General features: G+C 65.3%; 13 protein-coding genes. 7 read left to right on the top strand and 6 right to left on the bottom strand.

Annotation, left to right across the window (positions count from 1 at the left end):
- The first annotated feature begins 55 nt into the window (after window positions 1-55).
- Window positions 56-1,054, top strand: a complete 999-nt coding sequence (locus DFR48_RS16925) for a DUF4424 domain-containing protein (RefSeq protein ID WP_114364397.1) — start codon at window positions 56-58, stop codon at window positions 1,052-1,054.
- 223 nt (window positions 1,055-1,277) lie between these two features.
- On the top strand, window positions 1,278-3,251 hold the full coding sequence (locus DFR48_RS16920) for a methyl-accepting chemotaxis protein (protein ID WP_114364396.1): 1,974 nt from the start codon (window positions 1,278-1,280) through the stop codon (window positions 3,249-3,251).
- 84 nt (window positions 3,252-3,335) lie between these two features.
- Here DFR48_RS16920 and dxs read toward each other — a convergent pair whose 3' ends face one another.
- A complete protein-coding gene (gene dxs / locus DFR48_RS16915; protein ID WP_114364395.1) occupies window positions 3,336-5,255 on the bottom strand; it encodes a 1-deoxy-D-xylulose-5-phosphate synthase in 1,920 nt (639 codons plus the stop codon).
- Between the two features lie 113 nt (window positions 5,256-5,368).
- Window positions 5,369-6,295, bottom strand: a complete 927-nt coding sequence (locus tag DFR48_RS16910; RefSeq protein WP_114364394.1) for a pirin family protein — start codon at window positions 6,293-6,295, stop codon at window positions 5,369-5,371.
- Window positions 6,296-6,539: 244 nt separating this feature from the next.
- Between DFR48_RS16910 and DFR48_RS16905 the strand changes: the two genes are divergently transcribed.
- Entirely contained in the window at window positions 6,540-8,432 is a 1,893-nt protein-coding gene (locus tag DFR48_RS16905; RefSeq protein WP_114364393.1) for a PhoX family protein, read from the top strand.
- Window positions 8,433-8,566: 134 nt separating this feature from the next.
- Here DFR48_RS16905 and DFR48_RS16900 read toward each other — a convergent pair whose 3' ends face one another.
- From DFR48_RS16900 to DFR48_RS16890, 3 genes are all read right to left on the bottom strand, one after another.
- Entirely contained in the window at window positions 8,567-9,001 is a 435-nt protein-coding gene (locus DFR48_RS16900; protein ID WP_114364392.1) for a BA14K family protein, read from the bottom strand.
- A 195-nt stretch (window positions 9,002-9,196) separates the two neighbouring features.
- Entirely contained in the window at window positions 9,197-10,282 is a 1,086-nt protein-coding gene (locus DFR48_RS16895; RefSeq protein WP_114364391.1) for an FAD-binding oxidoreductase, read from the bottom strand.
- Between the two features lies 1 nt (window position 10,283).
- Complete coding sequence (locus tag DFR48_RS16890; RefSeq protein WP_114364390.1) at window positions 10,284-11,528, bottom strand: aromatic ring-hydroxylating oxygenase subunit alpha; 1,245 nt, start codon at window positions 11,526-11,528, stop codon at window positions 10,284-10,286.
- 386 nt (window positions 11,529-11,914) lie between these two features.
- On the opposite strand from DFR48_RS16890, the gene DFR48_RS16885 reads away from it, so the two are divergent.
- Window positions 11,915-12,517: a DUF6656 family protein gene (locus DFR48_RS16885; RefSeq protein WP_114364389.1), complete on the top strand. Its 603-nt coding sequence runs from the start codon at window positions 11,915-11,917 to the stop codon at window positions 12,515-12,517.
- Between the two features lie 18 nt (window positions 12,518-12,535).
- Here the strand turns inward: DFR48_RS16885 and DFR48_RS16880 are convergent, their stop codons facing one another.
- Window positions 12,536-13,621: a diguanylate cyclase domain-containing protein gene (locus DFR48_RS16880; protein ID WP_114364388.1), complete on the bottom strand. Its 1,086-nt coding sequence runs from the start codon at window positions 13,619-13,621 to the stop codon at window positions 12,536-12,538.
- Between the two features lie 230 nt (window positions 13,622-13,851).
- Here DFR48_RS16880 and DFR48_RS16875 point away from each other — a divergent pair, with 230 nt between their 5' ends.
- The 3 genes from DFR48_RS16875 to DFR48_RS16865 are packed head-to-tail and all read left to right on the top strand — an operon-like array spanning window position 13,852 to window position 16,649.
- Window positions 13,852-14,829 carry an L-threonylcarbamoyladenylate synthase gene (locus DFR48_RS16875; protein WP_114364387.1) on the top strand — a complete coding sequence of 326 codons (978 nt, stop codon included), beginning with the start codon at window positions 13,852-13,854 and terminating at the stop codon, window positions 14,827-14,829.
- A 15-nt stretch (window positions 14,830-14,844) separates the two neighbouring features.
- Window positions 14,845-16,269 carry an FAD-binding oxidoreductase gene (locus tag DFR48_RS16870; RefSeq protein WP_114364386.1) on the top strand — a complete coding sequence of 475 codons (1,425 nt, stop codon included), beginning with the start codon at window positions 14,845-14,847 and terminating at the stop codon, window positions 16,267-16,269.
- Entirely contained in the window at window positions 16,266-16,649 is a 384-nt protein-coding gene (locus tag DFR48_RS16865; RefSeq protein WP_114364385.1) for a winged helix-turn-helix domain-containing protein, read from the top strand. Before DFR48_RS16870 ends, DFR48_RS16865 begins: the two co-directional genes overlap by 4 nt.
- Window positions 16,650-16,669 lie beyond the last annotated feature (20 nt).

Below are 16,669 nucleotides of genomic sequence, written 5' to 3'. Positions count from 1 at the left end.
GCTCCTTCGCATTCGCCGCTAACTGTAGCCAGCACGCGGCAGAAGGATTCTCGCGATGAAGAAAGCTCTCCTGGTTCTCCTTTCCAGCGTCGCCGCCGCACCGGCGGCCGTTGCCAACGACACGATGGCCGAACTCAAGGCCGGCGGCCTCGTCTACGTCCAGACGACCGACGTCTCGATGGAGAGCGAAGACCTCTTCATTTCGCCGGAAAAGGTCACCGTCGACTACGTATTCCGCAACGGCTCCGACAAGGACGTCGAATCCTACGTCGCTTTCCCGATGCCGGACCTGACGGCGGGGCCGGACGCAAACGTCGCAATCGGTGACGCCCAGTCCGACAACTTCCTCGGCTTCACGGTGACGCAAGACGGCGAGGAGATCACGCCCGACCTGCAGCAGCGCGTCTATGCGACCGGGCTCGACATGACGGACGAGGTAACCGCCCGCGGCATCCCCCTCCTGCCCTTCAGCGACGCGACCTATGCGGCGCTCGAAAAACTTCCGCCGGAGGTGCTCTCCGACTGGACGGCGCGCGGCCTCATCTTCGATGACGCCTACGACGCCGGAAAGGGCTGGGAGCATCACCCGATGCCGCTCTGGACGCTGAAATCGGCCTACTGGTGGAAGACGACCTTCCCGGCAGGCAAGGAAGTGCGCGTCCATCACGAATACAAGCCGGGCGTCGGCGGCACCGCCGGCCTCTCCTTCATCCAGGAGGGAAAGCCGGGCTACAGCTACGACGAGTACGTCAAGAAGTACTGCATGGACGACGGTTTCGTGAAGACCGCGACCAAGCTCGAGAGGGCGGCAAGCGACCAGTCCGGGCCCTACTACATGGAAAGCTGGGTCTCCTACGTGCTCACCACCGGGGCGAACTGGGGCGGCGCGATCAAGCACTTCAAGCTGACCGTCGACAAGGGAAGTCCGAAGAATTACATCAGCTTCTGCGGCGAAGGCGTCAAGAAGGTCGGCCCGACGACATTCGAGATGACGGCCGAGGACTTCTATCCACAGAAGGACCTCGATTTTCTGCTGCTGGTGCCTTCCGAATAGCTCTTTTTTCGCGCTGGATTTCGGTTCCGTCAATTTCATCAGCGGTCGCTAACGGATTGTAAGGGTAATCCGTTACAGGGTGAGCCGATCGTCGGTTCCGCCCCTGTCTGACGCGCGCCATGACGGCTGCGCTGGCGAAGGCCAGATCATGCCCTCCCGCAAAGCCGGTTCGGCCGGGCCGTGCGCCCATCGACCGACATTCGAGCGTGAAAGATCCTTTGGCATGTCCATCAAGAACTTGTCGCTGAGCAAAAAACTGATCGTGACGTTCATGGCGATCATGGCCGGATGCTTCGTCGCCTCCGCCATCGTCTTCCTGCAGGCCTGGCACGCCAAGCTCGCCTCCCAGGAGCAGGAGCGCGCCGAACAGATCCTCGCCGCCGTCGACACCGCGCTGGAATCCATGCTGGAGCAGGCGGTGAACCAGCGTGGCTACCTGCTGTTCCGCAGCGAGAGCACCTACAACGACGTCTTCACGCATCGCGAACGCATGCTGAAGTCGATCGCCGACGCCGAGACCCTCGCCGCAGGAGACCCGGCGCTGGTCGCGTCGCTCGATGCGATGAAGAAGGCCGCCGACGTCTTCCATACCCAGTTGACCGAGCCGCAGCTCGCCGCCCGCAAGAACACCGAGGCGCCGATTGCCGAGATCATCGAGATCGGCCGCAATGCCTCCAAGGGGCAGCTCGACGCCTTCCGCGAGGCCGCCGCCAGCATCAAGCAGCAGGTCGTCGCGATGCTGGAGGCGAAGCGGGCCGAACAGGCCGGCGCCCACAGCGACATCCAGATGGCGCTGGTCCTCGGCAGCGTTGTCGCCGGCGGCATGGCCGTCGCACTGATCTGGCTGCTCGCCCGCTCGATCGTCACCCCGATCGTCGGCATGACCGCCGCGATGACGCGGCTCGCTGAGGGCGACCACGATATCGCGGTCCCCGCACTCGACCGCGGCGACGAGGTCGGCCAGATGGCGAAGGCCGTCGTCGTCTTCAAGGACGCCGCCGTCGAGAAGCTGCGCCTTTCCGGCGAGACCGAGGCGATGCGCCTGCGCTCGGAAGAGGAACGCCGCGCCGCGGAAATCGAAAAGGCCCGCGAAGCCGAAGAAATCGCCTTTGCGATGGACAAGCTCGCTGCCGGCCTCACCGCACTCTCCGAAGGCAACGTCGCCTACCGGATCCGCAGCGAGTTCGCGTCACGGCTCGATCCGCTGCGCGTCGATTTCAACGACTCGCTCGAAAAGCTCCAGGGTGCGCTCCGCTCGGTCGGTGACAATGCCGCGGCGATCAATGCGGGTGCAGCAGAAATCCGTGCCGCCGCCGACGATCTCGCCAAGCGCACCGAACAGCAGGCCGCCTCGGTCGAGGAGACCGCAGCCGCCCTCGAACAGGTGACAACCACCGTCAAGGATACCGCCATGCGCGCGGAAAACGCCGGCGAACTCGTCGCCCGCACCCGCAGCGGTGCTGAGCGTTCCGGCACAGTCGTCCGCAACGCGGTTGCGGCGATGAACGAGATCGAGAAGTCTTCCGGCGAGATCGGCAACATCATCGGCGTCATCGAGGACATCGCCTTCCAGACCAACCTCCTGGCGCTCAATGCAGGCGTCGAGGCGGCACGCGCCGGCGACGCCGGCAAGGGCTTTGCCGTGGTCGCCCAGGAAGTGCGCGAGCTCGCCCAGCGCTCGGCCAATGCGGCAAAGGAGATCAAGTCGCTGATCTCCACCTCGAGCGCCCATGTCGGCACCGGCGTCGCGCTGGTCGGCGAGACCGGCTCGGAACTGGAAAAGATCGTCTCCGCCGTCGAGGACATCAGCCAGCATGTCGCGGCGATCGTCACCGCGAGCCGCGAGCAGGCGACCGGCTTGCAGGAGATCAACACCGCCGTCAACCTGATGGACCAGGGCACGCAGCAGAATGCCGCCATGGTCGAGCAGCAGACCGCCGCCAGCCACTCGCTCGCAACGGAAGCCGCCTCGCTGAACAGCCTGCTTGCGCAGTTCACGCTCGCCGAAACGGGCGCCGCCGCCCGCACCGCCGCTCCCGCGTCACGGCCGGCCGGTCGCCGTCCGGCACCTCAGGCGGCAACGGAAAGCAGCGGTCCTGCCGCATCGCCGGCCCGGGCGCTCGCGAACCGCGTCGCCGGAGCCTTCGGCGGAGGCTCGTCCCAGGCCGCCGTCAAGCAGGAGTGGTCAGAGTTCTGACCGTCTTCACGCAGACATGAAAGAGGCCCGGACCGCCACCGCGATCCGGGCCTTTTCTTTAGAGTGTGAACCAAGTCGCCGGGGTCAGCCCGCAGCGTTCACGCCGAAACCCTTCTGGCCGAGCGCGCGGAACACCGTCTCGACGATGCCGCGGCTGTCGAGGCCCGCCTTCGCATACATCGCCTCGGGCTTGCCCTGCTCCATCCAGATATCGGGGAGCGCGAGGGAGCGGATCTTGAGCCCGTGGTCGAGCAGGCCCTCGCCCGAAAGGAAGTGCATGACCTGGCTGCCGAAGCCGCCGACGGCGCCTTCCTCGACGGTCACCAGCACCGCATGCTCGCGGGCGAGCCTGCGGATGAGGTCGTGGTCGAGCGGTTTGGCGAAGCGGGCGTCGGCCACTGTCGTCGGAAGTCCGGCGGCATCGAGGTCTTCCGCCGCCAGCAGACATTCCGCAAGCCGCGTGCCGAATGAGAGAAGGGCGATCTTGGTGCCTTCCTTGACGATCCGGCCCCTGCCGATTTCGAGAACGGAACCACGTTCCGGCAGTTGCACGCCCACACCCTCGCCGCGCGGATAGCGGAAGGAGATTGGGCCCTCGTCGTAAGCCGCGGCCGTGCGCACCATGTGCTTCAGCTCCGCCTCGTCGGCCGCAGCCATCACCACGAAACCGGGCAACGAGGCGAGGAAACCGGTATCGAAGGAGCCGGCATGGGTCGGCCCGTCGGCGCCGACGAGGCCGGCGCGATCGATCGGGAAGCGCACCGGCAGCCCCTGGATCGCGACGTCATGAACGACCTGGTCGTAGGCGCGCTGCAGGAAGGTGGAATAGATCGCGCAGAAGGGCTTGTAGCCTTCCGCCGCAAGACCCGCCGCGAAGGTGACGGCGTGCTGCTCGGCGATGCCGACATCGAAGGTGCGGTGCGGAAACGCCTCCTGCAACTTGTCGATTCCGGTGCCGGAGGGCATGGCCGCGGTGATGCCGACGATCTTCTCGTCGAGGGCCGCTTCCTGCACCAGCGTCTCGCCGAAGACGGCGGTATAGCTCGGTGCGTTCGGCTTCGCCTTCGCCTGCGTGCCGGTGATGACGTCGAACTTGTTGACGCCGTGATATTTGTCGGCAGCGGCCTCCGCCGGGGCGTAACCCTTGCCCTTCTGGGTCACGACATGGATCAGTACCGGACCCTTGCCATTGTCGCGGACGTTGCGCAGCACCGGCAACAGGTGGTCGAAGGAGTGCCCGTCGATCGGGCCGATGTGGTAGAAGCCCATCTCCTCGAACATGGTGCCGCCGGTCACGTAGCCGCGGGCGTGCTCGACTGCGCGGGTGATCGCCCGGTCGATGCTCTTGCCGAGATAGGCGGTCAGTTTCTTTCCGAAATCGCGGAAACCCATATAGGTGCGGCCGGAGGCGAGCCGCGCCAGATAGGCGCTCATGGCGCCCGTCGGCGGCGCGATCGACATGTCGTTGTCGTTCAGGATGACGATCAGCCGGGCGTCCAGCGCTCCGGCATTGTTGAGCGCCTCGTAGGCCATGCCGGCCGACATCGCGCCGTCGCCGATCACCGCGATGACGTTGCGCTCCGTATGGCTGAGTTCGGCGGCGACCGCCATGCCGAGGCCGGCGGAAATCGAGGTCGAAGAATGCGCGGCACCGAAGGGGTCGTATTCGCTCTCGGCACGGCGGGTGAAGCCGGAAAGGCCGCCCTCCTGCCGCAGCGTGCGGATGCGGTCGCGCCGGCCGGTGAGGATCTTGTGGGGATAGCACTGGTGCCCGACGTCGAAGATCAGCCGGTCGTGCGGCGTGTTGAAGACCTTGTGGATCGCAATCGTCAGTTCGACGACGCCGAGGCCCGCGCCCAGATGCCCACCGGTCCGCGACACCGCATCGATCATCTCATCCCGGACTTCGCGGGCGAGCTGCGGCAGGTCGCGGTCATCCAGTTCACGCAGATCCGCAGGCAGCTTCACCTTGTCGAGCAAGGGGGTCTCGGGCAGCAATGTCACGGGCTCAGGCCTCATTCTTCTTATGTCGTCGGTTCTCAAGGGTTCTGCGCCCGAAGCCGAAATGTCCGGCCCGGCAATGCCGCAGAACAGCCCATGCCTTTCTTATATAGAAGTTAACGGCCTTCGGGCAAAGGGACAAACTCGTCTTCGTCACCGGGAACGATGTCGAATCTGCCGGTGCGCCATTCCTCCTTGGCCTTCTCGATGCGTTCCTTCGATGAGGAAACGAAGTTCCACCAGACGTGGCGCGGGGAGGCAAGCGCCGCGCCACCGAAAAGCATGACATGGCAGCCTTCGACACCACCCTTCAGCGTGATCGCGTCGCCGGGGCGGAAAACCAGCAACTGGTCGGCGCCGAAGCGATCCCCGGCGATCTCGACCTCGCCGGAAAGGACGTAGGCGGCGCGCTCCTCGTGGCCGGCGTCGAAGGGGAAGCTGGCGCCGGGCACGAGCGCCAGGTCGACATAAAGCGTGTCGGAGAAGACCCCGACCGGCGAGGTCATGCCGGAAAGACTGCCGATCACCACCCGCCCGCTGGCGCCGCGGTCGTCGAAGACCGGCATCGCGTCACGCCCCGTATGGGCGAAGGCGGGATCGATCTCCTCCTTCTCGTCGGGAAGAGCGATCCAGGTTTGCAGGCCGGAGATCGAGAGCGGACTGCCGCGGAGGTTCTCCGGCGTGCGTTCGGAGTGGACAATGCCGCGGCCTGCGGTCATCAGGTTGACGTCGCCGGGACGGATGACGAGCGTCGTCCCGAGGCTGTCGCGGTGCTTGATCTCGCCGTCGAAGAGATAGGTGACGGTGGAGAGGCCGATATGCGGATGCGGGCAGACGTCGAGCGCCTCGCCGGCTTTCAGCACCGCGGGACCCATGCGGTCGAAGAAGATGAAGGGCCCAACCAGACGGCGCTTCGCCGTCGGCAAGGCGCGGCGCACGGCCAGCCCGCCGATGTCGCTGGTGCGCGGAATGATCAGGTGCTCGATGGCGTCGCAGGCCGGTGCGTCGCCGGCGGCTGGATCGATTCCGGGAAAGAACGACATGAGGGTCTCCGATCGACTGGCTTTTGCCAACCTACGCGCGAAGACCGCACGATGACAGGAAAAATCCGGTTCACCCGCGGCATCGGCGGGTGACACACCGTTCAACCTAGAAACTGCCGAGGGGATGGCTCGCCGCCTCTCCGGCGATTTCGACAGCCGCAGCCCCGACCCGTCACAGAACTGTAACGGCAGCCCGGTAACCCGCAGTTCGGACACGTGAACAGCGCCAACACAGGAGCAAGCCATGACTGATGTCGACACCAGCAAGCTGTCTTGGGACGAATGGGACGAACTGCAGAACCCGCCGCCGGCCGAAACCGACTTCGACCGCGTCGTCGAGCGGGCGATCTCGCGCCGCGGTTTCCTCGGCGGCGTTCTCGCCTTCGGTTCGGCCGCCGCCGCCATGGGCACGCTCGGCAACCTGATGAGCTCGACCTCGGCGGAAGCCCAGGAAGCAGCCTCCCGCTTCCAGTTCAAGCCGCTTCCGATCGCGACCGACAATACCGTGCACGTTCCGGAAGGCTATAGCTGGCAGCCGCTCGCCAAGTGGGGCCAGCCGCTGTTCTCAAACGTTCCGGACGTCGATCCGGCGAAGGGCGTCAGCCTCGAAAACTCCGACAAGGTCTTCGGCGAGAATACCGACGGCATGGAGCTCTTCGTGATCGGCGGCCATCAGGTGATCGCCATCAACCACGAATACGTGAACCCGGAAATCAACCTTCCGCACACCGAAAAGGGCGTTCCGCAATCGGCCGACGACGTGAAGATCCTGCAGAACATGCAGGGCGTGACCGTCATGGAAGTCGCCGAGGGCGAGGACGGCTGGCAGATCGTGCTCGACAGCCCGTTCAATCGCCGCATCCATCACAACACGCCGATGACGCTTTCGGGTCCGGCCGCCGGTTCCGACCTCGTCAAGACCGCGGCCGATCCGAACGGCACCGACAGTCTCGGCACCTTCAACAATTGCGGCGCCGGCCGGACGCCGTGGGGCACCTATCTCACCTGCGAAGAGAACTTCAACGGCTACTTCGGCTCGACGGATGCGAACTTCGCCCTGCCCGAGGACTATGCCCGCTACGGCATCACGGCCGAGACCCGCTACGCCTACGAAAAGTTCGACGAGCGCTTCGACCTCTCGAAGAACCCGAACGAGCCGCGCCGCGCCGGCTACGTGGTCGAGATCGATCCGTCGAACGCCACGTCGACCCCGGTCAAGCGCACGGCGCTCGGCCGCATCAAGCACGAGAACGCCGCCGTGGTGATCGCCCGTGACGGGCGCGTGGTCGTCTACATGGGCGACGACGAGCGCGGCGAATTCCTCTACAAGTATGTCTCGAACGGCATCTACGTTCCGGGCGGCGACACCTCGAAGCTGCTCGACGAGGGCACGCTCTTCGTCGCGAAGTTTTCCGACGACGGCAACGGCGAATGGCTGGCGCTGACGCCGGAGACGACCGGCATGAAGATGGACGAGATCTGCGTCTTCACCCGCCAGGCCGCCTCGAAGGTCGGCGCGACCACCATGGACCGTCCGGAATGGGTTGCCATCAACCCGGTGGCCATCGAGGCCTATTGCGCGCTGACCAACAACAGCAAGCGCGGCATCAAGAAGAATGCCGGCGGCGACGAGATGCCGGTCGGCGGCCCGAACCCGCGCGCCGAGAACGAATACGGCCAGATCGTCCGCTGGTATCCGGAAAACGACGACCATGCCGACGGCAAGTTCAAGTGGGACCTGTTCTGCATGGCCGGCAACCCGGATGTTCACAAGGACGCCTATGCCGGCTCCTCGAACATCAATTCCGGCAACATGTTCAACTCGCCGGACGGCATGATGTTCGACACCACCGGCCTCCTCTGGATCCAGACGGACGGCGAGGATTCGAACGAAGGCGACTTCGCCGGCCAGGGCAACAACCAGATGCTTGCGGGCGATCCGGCCACGGGCCGCATCGAGCGCTTCCTGACGGCGCCGAAGGGATCGGAAGTCACCGGCCAGACCTGGTCGTCCGACAAGCGCACCCACTTCGTCGGCATCCAGCATCCCGACGCGCCCTTCCCGGACGGCGAAGGCAAGCTGCCGCGCTCGACCGTCATCGCGATCAAGCGCGACGACAACGCGATGATCGGCTGACGGACACGCTCACCGCTTCTGGAGGGGCATCGGCTCAGGCCGGTGCCCCTTTTTCGTCGCAGGTCAGATGTCCGCCGACGAAAATGCCCGGTCGAAGCCGGGCATGTTTCGAAGTCGATGCGAGCGCCAATTGCTCAGTAGTACGGCGAAAAGCACTGGCGGCGCGGCCCGTGATAAGGCTGGAAGGTGTTGGAGTACGGGTCGTACGACCGGTAGCGTGCCCGGCACCACTGATAGTGCCGCGGGTTGAGGCCCATGCCGGCGCGCGGGACGGTCGGCGTGGCAAGCGCACCGCCAATGATGAGACCGGCGCCGAAGGCGGCGAGCGGGAACCAGTAGCCGTTATAGTAACGATAGCCGGGGCGCGGGTGACGATAGCCGCGATAGCCGCGATAGTAGTAGTAAGGCGCGCGATAGTAGACGCGGTAATGGACCTGGAGCACGTCGCCCGAGGTCTCCACCTTCGGAGCGGGCACGGGCATGGTCACCGCCTCGGCGGGTACATATACGCCCATCGTCAGGGCGGAGGCCAGAGCAAGCGCGGCCCAGCGCTTAACGGTCGTATTCATGACACTCTCACTCCATCCTAGTTCACGTTCGACATCATACCACGACTTTGCCGGGAAAACGAAAGCGTAGTATTGTCGCAACAAGATACCCGCCGGGATAGAAAAGGCATCCTGAACGACGCGTTCATGCGCGTTCTGCCACCCGGACGTCGGGAAAACGTCCGGGCGCGCCATGTTGTTCCGGAACGGCGACGCTCAGGCCTCGATTTCGACGTCGCCCTTCGGGCGCGAGCAGCAGGCGAGCACGTAACCCTCGTCGACCTCGTCGTCGAGGATGCCGCCATTGTGGCTCATCTCCACCTCGCCGGAGAGCTTCATCACCTTGCAGGTGCCGCAGAGGCCGGATTCGCAGGCCGCACCGATGCGCACGCCTGCGGCACGGGCCGCCTGCAGGAGGGTGTGGCCGGGCTCGCAGGTGCCCTCCTTGCCGGACATCGCGAACGTGACCTTCGTCGGCACGACCTCGCCCGAGGGATCGGCAACCACCACCGGAGGCTCCGGCTTCACCGGCTGAAAGGCCTCCTCGTGATAGTTCTTCATGTCGAAGCCGGCGCTGGCGAGCGATTCCCGCACCGTTGCCATGAACGGCTCCGGTCCGCAGCAGAAGACGGTTCGGTCGAGGAAATCGGGCGCGAGCAGCGCGATCTTCGCCTTGTCGATCCGCCCTTTGAGGCCGGACCACAGCTGGCCGCGGGCGGTCTGCCGGACGATGAAGCCGAGGGTGAGATTCTCCATCTCGCGGGCCTTGGCCTCCAGCTCCGCACGGAAGATGATGTCGTCCGGCGTGCGGGCGCAGTGCACGAAGGTAACGTCGCTGTCGGGCGCGCGGTCACCCAGGTCGCGGGTCATCGAGATCATCGGCGTGATACCGGAGCCGGCAGAAATGAAGAGGTATTTGCGGCCGGGATGCCGAACATAGGAGAAATCGCCGAGCGGGCCGATCGCCTTCAGCACCATACCCGGCTTCAGGTGGTCGAACATCCAGCGAGTGCCGACCGAATCCTTCTGCGCCTTCACCGTCACCGCGACCGTGTAGGGCCGCGACGGGCTGGAGGAGAGCGTATAGGTGCGCAGCACCGGCTCCTGGCCGACCGGCAGTTCGAGCGTGACGAACTGGCCGGGCAGATAACGGAACCAGAGGCCGGCGCGATCCGGCCGGAAGGTGAAGGTCATCACGTCGGGCGCTTCCGGCGTGACGGCGACGCAGGTGAGCTTGTGCTCCCGATCCGACCAGGGGCGCATCTCGTCGACGTGGCGGTAATTGGTGACGGCGATGTTCATGTCAGGCGACCGCGGAAAGACGGGCCTTGTCGCCCTGGAGACGGTTGACCATGAAGTTCGAGTACCACTCGACGAACTGCATGACGCCGCCTTCGTGTTCCAGCGAATAGGGGCCGGGCTCATAGGCCGGTGAGCGGATACCGAAGGCGTTCTCCTCGACGATCGCCCGGTCCTGGTCGTTGGTCATGGTCCAGACATGGGTCAGTTCGTCGAGATCGTAGTCCACCCCTTCCACGGCGTCCTTGTTGACGAGCCAGGTGGTGGTGACGGCGGTCTCCTCCGCCGACAGCGGCAGCACGCGGAAGGAAATCGCGTGATCGCCGAGGATGTGGTTCCAGGTCGTCGGATAGTGGAAGAGCAGCATGGTACCGACATGGCTGATCGGCACGTCGGCGGAGAGCGGACGGCGGACGGCCGGTTTACCGCTCAGCGTATAGCTTTCGGCTTCCTGGATCAGCGGCATGCGGGCGACGCGGAACTGGCCGGTCGGATCCATCCGGAACTCGCTCGGCAGGCCGGCCCCCTCGCAGCGCGCCCAGTGCGCGGTGATGAAGGGATCGTCCTTGGCGCCTTGTACGCCCGTCGCCGTCGGCGCTTCCGGATAGGTGCGGCAAAGCTCCGGATGGTTGCCGGCGCAGTGGTAGCACTCGCGGTTGTTTTCCCAGACGAGCTTCCAGTTGCCCTTCTCGATGATCGTGCTGCGATGGGCGACCTTGGCCTCCCACAGCCGATGGGGCTTCAGGTAGGGCTCGATGGTGGCGCGCACCGGCGCGAAATCCGGCGCATCGTCGGCGAGGCAGACGAAAATGTAGCCGCCGACGCTTTCGCAATGAACGGACTTCAGGCCGAACTCGCTTTTGTCGAAGGTCTCGCCCATCTGGCGGGCGAAAACGAGCGAGCCGTCGAGATCGTAGGTCCACTGGTGATAGGGGCAGACGAGCTTGGCGGAGGCGCCGCGATCGGAGGTGCAGACGCGGTGGCCGCGATGGCGGCAGGTGTTGTGGAAGGCGCGGATCGCGCCGTCCTTGCCGCGCACGACCACCACCGGATAGTCGCCGATCTGGGCGGTGAAATAATTGCCCGCCCGCGGGACCTCGCAGTCGTGGCCGATGAACAGCCAGTCGCGATACCAGATCATCTCCATGTCGAGCTTGAAGTAGTCGGGATCGATGTAGAAGGGCTGCGCGAGGCTGAAGCCTTCGCGGCGGCTCTTGAGTTGACGCAACACGGAACCGTGCAGATCCATTGGTGTCCTCGTTCGACGGGCGTGGGTAGAAAGGTGCTGGCCGGCGGTACAGACTGGATGCTGACGCCGTCCTTCGATTATCTAACCACAGGCGACATGTCTCTGCTGCGCTGCGAAACGACATCGCCTCAAGCAATCACGACATCGCAAACCGGCCCTGGAAGCAAATCGAGATTTCGCGAATAACCGTTTTTAAACCTGCACTTAAACCATCAATCAAAGTTCTTTCGAAGAAGCGGATTGGCGCAAATTGGCAAGCGGGCGACGGCGCGGAAACGGGCAATGGCAGCCAATGGCGACGCAAGCTTCGCGTAACGAATGCGCTCCATAATGGCGACTTGCCGGAGGCTCGTTCAGAGCCTCGCCCTTGCTGCTGAAGTTGGAACATGCCGAAGTTCAGATATTTCGCACTGAAGAAAAGCGATGCCCCGCCGTCGGCGCTCAAGGCCGTGCACAGCGAATTCCTGCGCACGGGGCGAATCTCGCGGCGGCGTGAGGACTGGGTGCCGGAAGAGCGCCGCTACCTCACCCACGCGGAGGTCGCCGAACGCACCGGCCGCAAGCTGGAGGCCGCGGGCGAGACGACCCACGAACGGATCAACGCCTTTCACCGGTCGATCCGTTTCCCGAAACTCATCTTTCACCGCACGCTCGAGAACCAGCCGCATCTCGGCTACTGCCACGTGACGTCGGCACGCACCAGCTTCGCCCGCTTTGCCGATGTGAAGTGGGCGTTCTACCTCACCAATTTCTTCGCCGACATCGGCGGCACCGAACAGTTCTTCGAGCGCATCCGTCCGGATTTCTCGCGCATGTATTTCGCCGTCGCGATCCAGCCCGATCGCGACAGCCGCTCGATGGCAATCGACCGCTCGGTCCGCGACAACGGCGTGCTCTTCCGCACCCGGGACCCCAAGGAAGCCCTGAAGAACGTGCTGATGCTGGGTGCCCGCGACGTCGAACTGCGCAAGATCATCGCCGCCCTCTGACGACGGCGCTTGTGATCGTCACCCGCCGAAGCCGCCGACGGACTGCTTCCTGTAGATCAGCCAATCCTTCGGAACGAAGCCGCCCTCGCCCGCACCATAGACCGTGACGGTGTTACCACCCGCAGCCTTCGAAGTGGCGAGTGCCCGCTCCGCATAGCTCGTGAGGTCGAAGGCGTTCGGCGCCTGTTCGGAGAAACAGATGCCGAAGGACATCTGCGCCTGGCCGAGCGAACGGCCGGAGCCACTATTGACGACCGCCGTCGAGGCAAGCTTCGCCCGCACCAGATCGACAATGCGGCTCACTTCCTCCTGTTCGGAGGTATAGAAGAGCATGCCGAAGCGCGCACCGTCGAAACGGCAGGCGAGGTCGCCGCCGTTCGTCACCGCCTGCACGATCTTCGACACCTGCTTCAGGAAGCGCTCGGCGACGGTGGCGCCCATCTGTTCGGAAATACGGCCGTAGTCGTCGATCTCGCCGACGGCGAGCCCGGACAGTACCGGCATGTTGGGATTGGCATAGACCTTGGCGAGCGCCTTGTTGAAGGCGCGGCGGCTTCCGAGCCCGGTAAGCGCGTCGACGAACTTCGCCGTTTCCGCCTCTTCCGCCTCGCGCTGCAGGTCGGCAAGCGCCGCCGTCTTGTTGACGACCGCGCGCACGACGGTGCTGTTCTGGGTCGCCCGCTTCTCCGTCGCGACCTTGAGCGCGGTGATCGATTGCCCGAGCTCGACGTGGTCGATGTCGCCGTCGGCCAGGATCACCCGCGAGGCATCGCCGATCAGGCGGCCGTAATCGGTCAGCGAGACTTTCTCCTCGTTCAGCAGGCTGATGAAATTGCTCATCTCGGCGCGGACATGGCCGTTCTGGCGGCTCAGAAGACCTGCTTCGTGGTGGTGCGGCAGGTATTTCCGCCCCAGCGCATCGAGCGCGTCCTGTGTCTTGTTCTTGCCGAGCGCCACGAATTCCCGGACGAGTTCGGGGTTGCTGCCGGCATAGGCCTCGTAGACCAGTTCGTAGTTCCGCGGCAGGCCGTCGATGCCCATCTGGTGCATTGCGGTGGCGACGCGCAGGGCAATACTGGAGGCGGGGTTCTTCGGAGGAAGCATGTTTGTTGTTCCGGCATTTCGAGGCGAATCTGTCGTTCGAGCCGACTATAAGAGGCAGAATTCTTTCTTTCGGTTACGCCGATGGATAAAGTTTTAGCGACCGTCCGCGAGGCGGTTCTCCCACCTGTGGACAAAGGCCGCGCAGGCTCCGCCCGGAAGGGCAAAAAGAGGTTGGTCCCGGCATGCAAGACACGCTATTGACGGGAAAACAGGACGTTGCGAGCGGCGACATGGCAAGATGCATCTCAATCGAAACCGCCCGGCAGGAGGCGATCACCGAGGCGGTGGCGGTGCTGTCGCGTGGCCTGCCCGTGGCGGTGCCGACCGAGACGGTCTACGGACTCGCCGCCGACGCCACCGATCCCGCCGCGATCACCCGCATCTACGAGACCAAGGGACGTCCTCGCTTCAATCCGCTGATCTGCCATATGGCAGACCTTCAGATGGCCGAGCGCTACGCCGTCTTCGATCCGGTGTCGCGCAGGCTCGCCGAACGCTTCTGGCCCGGCCCGCTGACCCTCGTTCTGCCACTGAAGCCGGAAAGCGGCATCCATCCGCTGGCGACCGCGGGCCTCGACACGGTCGGCGTGCGCGTGCCGCAGGGCTTTGCCGGCGACCTCATCCGCGCCTTCGGCCACCCGCTGGCCGCACCCAGCGCCAACTCCTCCGGGAAGATCAGCCCGACCACCGCGCGCCATGTGCTCGACGATCTCGGCGGGCGGATCGAACTCGTGCTCGACGGCGGCCCGTGCCGGGTCGGGGTCGAATCGACGATCGTGCGCGTCGAACCCGACAGGCTCCGGCTTTTGCGTCCGGGCGGGATCGCGGTCGACGCGCTCGAAGAGGCAAGCGGATTGCCGGTTGAACGCCCGGCCGGCGCCGGCGCGGCCATCGAAGCGCCGGGCATGCTCGCCTCCCACTACGCGCCGAATGCCGCGATGCAGCTCGAGGCACGGCGCATCGCACCGGGCGATGCGCTGATCCGCTTCGCCGGCGTGTCTGTCGAGGGCGAGGACGACGCAAGGCTGGTGCTCGACCTCAGCCCCCGCGGCGATCTTGCGGAAGCAGCCGCCAATCTCTTCGATTACATGAAGAAGGCCGATGCGAGCGGGGCTGCGCACATCGCCGTCACGCCCGTTCCGAACCGCGGGCTCGGCGAGGCGATCAACGACCGCCTGAAGCGGGCGGCCGCCCCCAGAGAGAGCTAGCCAGGGAGAGGAAAGATGGATTCAGCAAATGCCCTCCTGCGGCAGTTCATCGACATCGTCGGCCCCGCCCATGCGCTGACGGCGGCCGCAGACATCGAGCCCTATCTCGTCGAGGGTCGCGGCCTCTACCACGGCACCTCGCCGCTCGTCCTCAAGCCCGGCTCGACGGAAGAAGTCGCGGCGATCCTGAAGCTTGCAAGCGCGACCGGCACACCGATCGTCCCGGCCGGCGGACGCACCGGCCTCGTCGGCGGGCAGGTGCCGCGGGAGGAAAGCCGCGACGTCGTGCTGTCGCTCGAACGCATGAACCGCGTCCGCGAGGTGGACACCGTGGGCGACGTGATCGTCGTCGACGGCGGCTGCATCCTCGCCGACGTCCAGAAGGCAGCGGAGGCGCATGAGCGGCTCTTCCCGCTCTCCCTCGGATCGGAAGGAAGCTGCCGCATCGGCGGTAATCTCTCCACCAATGCCGGCGGCACCGCCGTGCTCGCCTACGGCAACATGCGCCAGCTCTGCCTCGGGCTTGAAGTGGTGTTGCCGACCGGCGAGATCTGGGACGGGCTGCGGCGGCTCAAGAAGGACAATAGCGGCTACGACCTGCGCGACCTCTTCATCGGCGCCGAAGGCACGCTCGGCATCATCACCGGCGCGGTGCTGAAGCTTTTCCCAAGGCCGCGCGGGCGGCAGGTCGCCTTTGCCGGACTGAAGTCTCCCGCCGATGCGCTGGCACTCTTCGAGCGTGCCTCGCTTCTCTGCGGCACGGCACTCACCGGCTTCGAACTGATGCCGCGCATCGGCGTCGAATTCACCACACGGCATATTCCGGGGGTGCGCGATCCGCTCGACACCGCCCATGACTGGTATGCGCTGATCGACATCTCGACGTCTGACTCGGCAGAGACCGCCGAGGCGATGATCACCACGCTGATGGAACAGGCCTTCGAGGTGGACCTCGTTCAGGACGCCGTGATCGCCGCCTCGCTCGCCCAGCAGGACGCGCTCTGGCACATGCGCGAAAGCATGTCGGAGGCGCAGAAGCCGGAGGGCGGCTCGATCAAGCACGACGTATCGGTGCCGGTCGCCCGGATTCCGCAGTTCCTCGAGGAGGCCGGCGCGGCGGTAATGGCGGCGATGCCCGGCGCCCGCATCTGCGCCTTCGGCCATCTCGGCGACGGCAATATCCATTACAACATCAGCCAGCCGGTCGGGGCGGACAAGACCGCCTTCATCGCCCGCTGGCGGGAGATCAACGCGATCGTGCATGCAATCGTCCGCAAGGCGGGTGGGTCGATCTCCGCCGAACACGGGGTCGGCCAGCTGAAGCGCGACGAGCTGATCGCCACGCGCCCGGCAATCGAGACGGAGCTGATGAACCGCATCAAGCAGGCCTTCGATCCCGCCGGCGTCATGAACCCCGGCAAGATGGTGCTGCCGCAATGACCGCGCGGCTGACGCTCCGGATCGACCTGCCGAACGGCACGCGGCTCGGCCCCGGCAAGGCACAGCTTCTCGCCAACATTGTCGAGCATGGATCGATCCGCGCCGCCGGTGCCGCCATGGGCATGTCCTATCGCCGGGCCTGGCTGCTCGCCGACGAGATCAACCGCATGTTCCAGGAACCCTCGATCGTCACCCGGCACGGGGGAAAAAGCGGCGGCGGCGCCGAGCTGACCCCTTTCGGGGAGAGGCTGCTTTCCTGCTGCCGGCGCATGGAGGAAGAGAGCCGGCGCGCGCTCGAACATGATCTCGCCTGGGTAGAAGGCGCGCTCGACATGGCCTATCGTCCGCATGGTGCCGCCGACGTGGACGGCGACGATTGAGGGGCGGCACGCGGTCCCCG

Source organism: Ciceribacter lividus, from assembly GCF_003337715.1.
Classification (GTDB): Bacteria; Pseudomonadota; Alphaproteobacteria; order Rhizobiales; family Rhizobiaceae; genus Allorhizobium; species Allorhizobium lividum.
This window is presented reverse-complemented; position numbering and strand designations above follow the sequence as displayed.

Excerpts from the sequence above, each read along its gene's own strand:
- DFR48_RS16925 (WP_114364397.1), top strand. The coding sequence starts at position 56 with ATGAAGAAAGCTCTCCTGGTTCTCCTTTCCAGCGTCGCCGCCGCACCG.
- DFR48_RS16920 (WP_114364396.1), top strand. The coding sequence starts at position 1,278 with ATGTCCATCAAGAACTTGTCGCTGAGCAAAAAACTGATCGTGACGTTC.
- DFR48_RS16910 (WP_114364394.1), bottom strand. The coding sequence starts at position 6,295 with ATGTCGTTCTTTCCCGGAATCGATCCAGCCGCCGGCGACGCACCGGCC.
- DFR48_RS16905 (WP_114364393.1), top strand. The coding sequence starts at position 6,540 with ATGACTGATGTCGACACCAGCAAGCTGTCTTGGGACGAATGGGACGAA.
- DFR48_RS16900 (WP_114364392.1), bottom strand. The coding sequence starts at position 9,001 with ATGAATACGACCGTTAAGCGCTGGGCCGCGCTTGCTCTGGCCTCCGCC.
- DFR48_RS16895 (WP_114364391.1), bottom strand. The coding sequence starts at position 10,282 with ATGAACATCGCCGTCACCAATTACCGCCACGTCGACGAGATGCGCCCC.
- DFR48_RS16890 (WP_114364390.1), bottom strand. The coding sequence starts at position 11,528 with ATGGATCTGCACGGTTCCGTGTTGCGTCAACTCAAGAGCCGCCGCGAA.
- DFR48_RS16885 (WP_114364389.1), top strand. The coding sequence starts at position 11,915 with ATGCCGAAGTTCAGATATTTCGCACTGAAGAAAAGCGATGCCCCGCCG.
- DFR48_RS16880 (WP_114364388.1), bottom strand. The coding sequence starts at position 13,621 with ATGCTTCCTCCGAAGAACCCCGCCTCCAGTATTGCCCTGCGCGTCGCC.
- DFR48_RS16875 (WP_114364387.1), top strand. The coding sequence starts at position 13,852 with ATGGCAAGATGCATCTCAATCGAAACCGCCCGGCAGGAGGCGATCACC.
- DFR48_RS16870 (WP_114364386.1), top strand. The coding sequence starts at position 14,845 with ATGGATTCAGCAAATGCCCTCCTGCGGCAGTTCATCGACATCGTCGGC.
- DFR48_RS16865 (WP_114364385.1), top strand. The coding sequence starts at position 16,266 with ATGACCGCGCGGCTGACGCTCCGGATCGACCTGCCGAACGGCACGCGG.